This window comes from Roseovarius sp. MBR-6 (genome assembly GCF_040547525.1).
Classification (GTDB): Bacteria; Pseudomonadota; Alphaproteobacteria; order Rhodobacterales; family Rhodobacteraceae; genus Roseovarius.
Map to the genome: position 1 here is coordinate 1 of NZ_JBEPPW010000049.1, position 5,181 is coordinate 5,181.

General features: G+C 61.5%; 5 protein-coding genes. 2 read left to right on the top strand and 3 right to left on the bottom strand.

The features are described 5' to 3' along the window. Positions 1-47: 47 nt before the first annotated feature. Positions 48-215, bottom strand: a complete 168-nt coding sequence (locus tag ABIE57_RS20185) for a hypothetical protein (RefSeq protein ID WP_354540830.1) — start codon at positions 213-215, stop codon at positions 48-50. Beyond that, positions 212-1,066 carry a BrxR family helix-turn-helix transcriptional regulator gene (locus ABIE57_RS20190; RefSeq protein ID WP_354540831.1) on the bottom strand — a complete coding sequence of 285 codons (855 nt, stop codon included), beginning with the start codon at positions 1,064-1,066 and terminating at the stop codon, positions 212-214. The genes ABIE57_RS20185 and ABIE57_RS20190 overlap by 4 nt, the downstream gene beginning before the upstream one ends. A 201-nt stretch (positions 1,067-1,267) precedes the next feature. Between ABIE57_RS20190 and ABIE57_RS20195 the strand changes: the two genes are divergently transcribed. Next, positions 1,268-2,566 carry a peptidoglycan-binding domain-containing protein gene (locus ABIE57_RS20195; protein WP_354540832.1) on the top strand — a complete coding sequence of 433 codons (1,299 nt, stop codon included), beginning with the start codon at positions 1,268-1,270 and terminating at the stop codon, positions 2,564-2,566. Positions 2,567-2,659: 93 nt separating this feature from the next. Here the strand turns inward: ABIE57_RS20195 and ABIE57_RS20200 are convergent, their stop codons facing one another. Further along, a complete protein-coding gene (locus ABIE57_RS20200; protein WP_354540833.1) occupies positions 2,660-3,268 on the bottom strand; it encodes a recombinase family protein in 609 nt (202 codons plus the stop codon). Positions 3,269-3,388: 120 nt separating this feature from the next. Between ABIE57_RS20200 and ABIE57_RS20205 the strand changes: the two genes are divergently transcribed. Then, a partial coding sequence (locus ABIE57_RS20205) for a Tn3 family transposase (RefSeq protein WP_354540834.1) occupies positions 3,389-5,181 on the top strand: 1,793 nt, incomplete at its 3' end.

The following is a 5,181-nucleotide window of genomic DNA, read 5'->3' on the forward strand; positions in this document are numbered from 1 at the left end:
TATTTGGGCAGCGCACGCGCCATGGCGCTTAGTGCCCCGCCACTGGCCTACTTTTGCACCGCCACGTGGCCGGTTTTGTCTCCGCCGTTGACACCAACCAGGTGCAGTTCGGCGACGATCACGCTCTCGTTCAGAAACAGCCCCCCAGAGGTGAAGGACATTTTGTAGGGCTGATGGTTTGCTCCGAAGTCTGCTTTCCGTGCTGCCATGGTCATCCAACGACCTCGTCTCGATTCAACAGCACGATCTGCTGGTCCTGCGGTTTTCGTGCGGCGGGGTCGGTATCAAGCCCCAGCCTCTTGAGCGCGTAGAACAACAGCGCGCGGCGGACCACGATCTGCGCGTGGCCCGCCTCCATGCCGTAATCCATCTCTATTGCGCGGCGTTGGTTTTCTGAGAGGTCCGGATGCGGCCCAATCTCGAGCAAGACGTCCGTGTGCCAAGCGCCATCGGAGCCTGGGTCTGACGTAACAGGCCCTTGGTCCCCGACCTCCACGATGCGTGAGAGCAGGAAATCCTTGAAGACCTGGTCATTCTGGCAAAACGCGCGGGCATGCCAACGGAAGCCGTCAAAGGCAAGAGCATGGGGCTCGATCCAGCGCGCGTTTGGCTCAGGGCGCGACATCGACTGATAGGTCACCTGTAAGGCGGCTGGGACACGGATTGCCGCGAGAACATCGCGCAGCGTTTCAGGTGCCACGCCTCGGGCAGGCGTCGGCGTTGCTCCAAAGCCCGGAAAGACGCTGATCCAGCTTTGCTCCGCGCTCACCAGCCCCTGATCGACGGCCCGCAGCTGCGCGAAGTACTCCTCCGCATCGGGCTTGAGGTATTTGGGGGTGAATTGTTTGCCGCGCAGGTAGGTGCGCAGGCTCTTGTCATAGACGAGGTTCCGCTTGGCCTGATCGATATAGGCGTTCAGGTCCAGCGATGCCTGCTGTGTTGAAACCCCGAACGCGTCCATCAAATCCCCTCGGTTTATCCGCCCCTGCCAGAACAGGCGAAACTCGATGAACTCATATCGACGTTCGACACCCCAGTTCAGCTGCTTGCCCTTCTTGCGAGTCACTTAGTGCCCTCATATATATGTCGCAAAGTTACACGCGTCCAGTTTTTAGATTGACTCACAAATCAGACCATATGACCCTTGCAGTGTCAGGAAGTCGATTCGTGATGAGCCCGTCACGTTATTAGACGTATCACAAACTTGGGGGCTCGCCCCAGCATTACCCTCCCGCACCGCTCACTGGAAGGGAAAAGGAGCTTTTGCATGACGAAACTTCGTACGCTCACCGCATCCTTGTTGATCAGCACCTGCTTGACGGCAGGCGCCGTCGCACAAGAAAGCTCTCCGCTGGACGTGGAAATTGCAGCGATCGACAGCCAGATTTCCGAAGTCGATGCGACGATCTCCCGCTATGATGGGGGATTGATCCGTATGCTGGCCGAGAGCCGCCGCGAGGCTCTGCTTCTGTTGCGCACGGTCGTGGAGGCACGAGAGGCGGCGGAAGCCGCTGGCGCGGTGATCGAGGTCACCGTACCGGCGTTAGAGCCAGATCCAGTGCGCGCCGAGCAGCTTCTAGGAGAAATGGCCGCACAGCAGGATCGTGTCGAGACCGCGGAGCGAGAAGCGGCCTCGGCAGGGGGATTGATCCAAGCGGTTGCCCTCAGCCGTGTGGAAACGGAAAAGCTCACGCTCGCCCAACTGCAAATGGCCTATCTGCAGGCCCGTTACGGGATCGCCTTCCCGATGACACCGAGCGTGACGAATTCAGCGCCGCCCATACCCGACCCAACTGCGCCCGCTGCCATGACCCTAGGCGAAGAGGTCGCTGAGACCGCACTACCTTGGGCCGACCCGGACCACCCGGACATCGACTACAGCCTCACGCCCTTCGAGCAGGCGCATAATGAAGGGGACCGGATCGCAGGCTGGTGGGTGATCAATGAAGAGCGCGCAGCAATCGACGACAGCCCGTCGGTGGTGGCCATCAACTACTCTGCCTATGACGCGCGCAGCTTTGGTGGTCTCACGGCCCTACTCGCGCAATGCCGTGAGGGCGAGACGTCGGTTGTGTTTGTCCAGGACGATTTCTTGATCAGTGCCATGCGCCGGGATTCGTTCGACATCACCTACCGGATCGACAGCAATCCTGCGCAATCAACACGCTGGAATGAGCTGACCAATAACAAGGGGGCCGGGCTGTTCGGCTCTGGCTCAGAGGGGTTCCTGCGCGGCCTCTATGATGCCGAGAGCTTTTTCATCCGGCTCACGGACGGCAATGGCCAACGCCACGATGCAGAATTTGATCTTGCCGGAATTCAAGAAGCGATTGAGGCCGTGGCTGGCGCCTGCGGGTGGTCGACGCTAGATCTCTCGCCAGACGACTACCGCGCGATCCAGACTCTCCTGAACGCGGGCGGGTTTGACGCAGGCACCCCGGACGGCGTTTGGGGCAATGGATCACGCAATGCGATGCGGGCGTTCCAAGAACAAAGCGGCCTGCCCATCACCGGCGCAGCCGATCGCACAACCCTCGAAGCCCTTGGTGTCCAGGCCAGCGAATAGCAACCTTGCCCCGCTCGGCTCCGCCTGCAAATCATCCGTGTCGTGAAGCGTTGGCCAACTGGGGTCTGGTGCCGGAGAGTGCAAAATAGTACGCTAAGCCGACAGAACACGCTTTCCGTGATCGCGAAGGTTTCCGTTGGCATCGACGTAGCGATAGAGGGTCACGGATTTGACGCCGAGCTCGGCCGCGAGGGCGGCAACAGAGGTGTCTCTATTCGCCATGGCGGCTTGCGCGAGCCGGACCTGAGCCTTTGTCAGGGCGAATTTCCTCCCGCCTTTTCGACCACGCGCCCGGGCGGCGGCAAGGCCAGCCATGGTGCGCTCCCTGATCAGGTCCCGCTCGAACTCAGCCAGCGTCGCGAAGATACCGAAGATCATGCGACCTGCTGAGGTGGTGTCGATTTCAGCGCCTTGACCGGTTAGCACGCGCAGTCCGATGCCGCGATCTGACAGGTCGCGCACCGTGTTGACCAAGTGGGTCAGCGTGCGCCCGAGTCTATCCAGCTTCCAGACAACGAGAACATCCCCTTCCCGCAATGACCGCAGGCAGGCCTCCAGACCTGGACGGTCATCGCGCGCACCGGATGCCTGGTCTTCGTAGATGCGTTCTACGGGTACTCCGGCGGCGATCAGGGCATCGCGTTGGAGATCTAGGGACTGTGACCCGTCAGCCTTGGAGATGCGTGCATAGCCGATCAGCATATTTCACAAACGTTCGTTTGAGACGTATTCGTGCGGGCGGCGCTTTTCGACATCATCCTTGTTCCTTATCAAATACCAAAAACAAAATATCACAAACCATACTCGGAAAGAAAAAGATATATGGCACATCGCACAGTGCTGACTGACCGGCAACGTGCCGCAATGTTCGATCTGCCTGCCGTTGAGGCAGCAATGCTGCACCACTACACGCTGTCGGACGATGACCTGGAAATCATCCGCGCCCGACGCCGTCCACACAACCGCTTCGGCTTTGCCCTGCAACTTTGCGCGTTGCGATATCCTGGTCGTCTGCTGGGAGCTGGCGAGGTGATCCCTCTGGCGGTAAGCCGCTTCATCGCCGCGCAGCTCGGCCTGAAGCCCGATGATCTGGCAGATTATGCAATGCGTGAGGAAACCCGCCGTGAACATCTGCAAGTCCTGCGAGCGCTGTACGGTTACAAGATGTTCACGGGCCGAGGGTCGCGGGATCTGAAGGCTTGGCTGGAAGATGCGGCCGAGGCGTCGCGGTCCAACGACGATCTGGCCCGGCGCTTTGTCGAGCAGTGCCGGGCGACCCGGACCATTCTGCCCGGCATCACGATCATTGAGCGCCTTTGCGCAGATGCGCTGGTCGTCGCAGAGCGGCGGATCGCATCTCGGATCGCGGGGCGGCTGGTCGATGCCATGCGGGCGCGTCTCGACGCCTTGCTGACAGAAGATTCTGGCGGCTCGGTCACGCGGTTTGTCTGGTTGCGTCAATTCGAAGTCGGGCAGAATTCGGCCGACATGAACCGTCTTCTCGACCGGCTGGAGTTCCTCCAGGGCATCGGGCTTGATGAAGCGGCCTTAGCCGAGGTGCCGCCCCACCGGATTGCCCGGCTGCGCAGGCAGGGTGAGCGGTACTTTGCGGGCGACTTGCGGGACATCTCGGACGACCGCCGCCTCGCCATCCTTGCCGTCTGCGCGTTGGAATGGCGCAGCGCCATTGCCGACGCTATTGTGGAAACCCATGACCGGATCGTCGGCAAGACCTGGCGCGAGGCGAAATCCCGATGTGATGCCCGTGCGGAAGATGCCAAGGCGGCGCTGAAGGACACCTTGCAGTCCTTCGCGGCCCTGGGTTCTGCATTGCTGGAGGCCCATGAAGATCGCGCGTCGCTCGAGGAGGCGGTCGGCAATGCCGGTGGCTGGCTGTCGCTCAAGGGGCTGGTCGCGACAGCGGCCCAGTTGACCGACACCCTTGCCGCCGATCCGTTGGCCCATGTCGGCCATGGATATCATCGCTTCCGCCGCTACGCACCGCGCATGCTGCGGGCACTCGACATCCGCGCCGCGCCCGTGGCCGAACCCCTGTTGGCAGCCAGCAAGATCGTCGCGGGCACGGATGTGACGCCCGTGCGTCCCTTAGCCTTCCTGCGTCGAGGATCAAAATGGCAGCGCCACCTTGGCGGCGAGGATAACGGGGGCCGCCTGTGGGAAGTCGCGGTCCTATTTTATCTGCGCGAAGCCTTCCGTTCGGGCGATGTCTGGCTCGCCCATTCCCGGCGGTTTGGCGACTTGAAGGAGGCGCTGGTTCCCGCAGAGGTCGCCCGCGCCGCGCCGAAGCTTGCCATGCCGCTTGAACCCAACACCTGGCTCGCCGACCGCAAGGCGCGCATGTCTGACGCCTTGCACCGACTGGCGCGCGCCGCAAAGGCGGGTGCTATTCCGGGCGGGTCGATCGAGGATGGTGTGCTGAAGATCGACCGTCTGACCGCCGCGGTTCCCGAAGAAGCCGATGCCATGGTCCTCGACCTCTACAAGCGCCTGCCGGAAATCAGGGTCACGGATCTTTTGCTGGAGGTGGATGACGAGGTCGGATTCACCGAAACCTTCACACATCTGAACACAGGCGTGCCGTGCAAGGACAGGAT

Coding starts and splice junctions, on each gene's coding strand:
- ABIE57_RS20195 (WP_354540832.1), top strand. CDS start 1,268: ATGACGAAACTTCGTACGCTCACCGCATCCTTGTTGATCAGCACCTGC.
- ABIE57_RS20185 (WP_354540830.1), bottom strand. CDS start 215: ATGACCATGGCAGCACGGAAAGCAGACTTCGGAGCAAACCATCAGCCC.
- ABIE57_RS20200 (WP_354540833.1), bottom strand. CDS start 3,268: ATGCTGATCGGCTATGCACGCATCTCCAAGGCTGACGGGTCACAGTCC.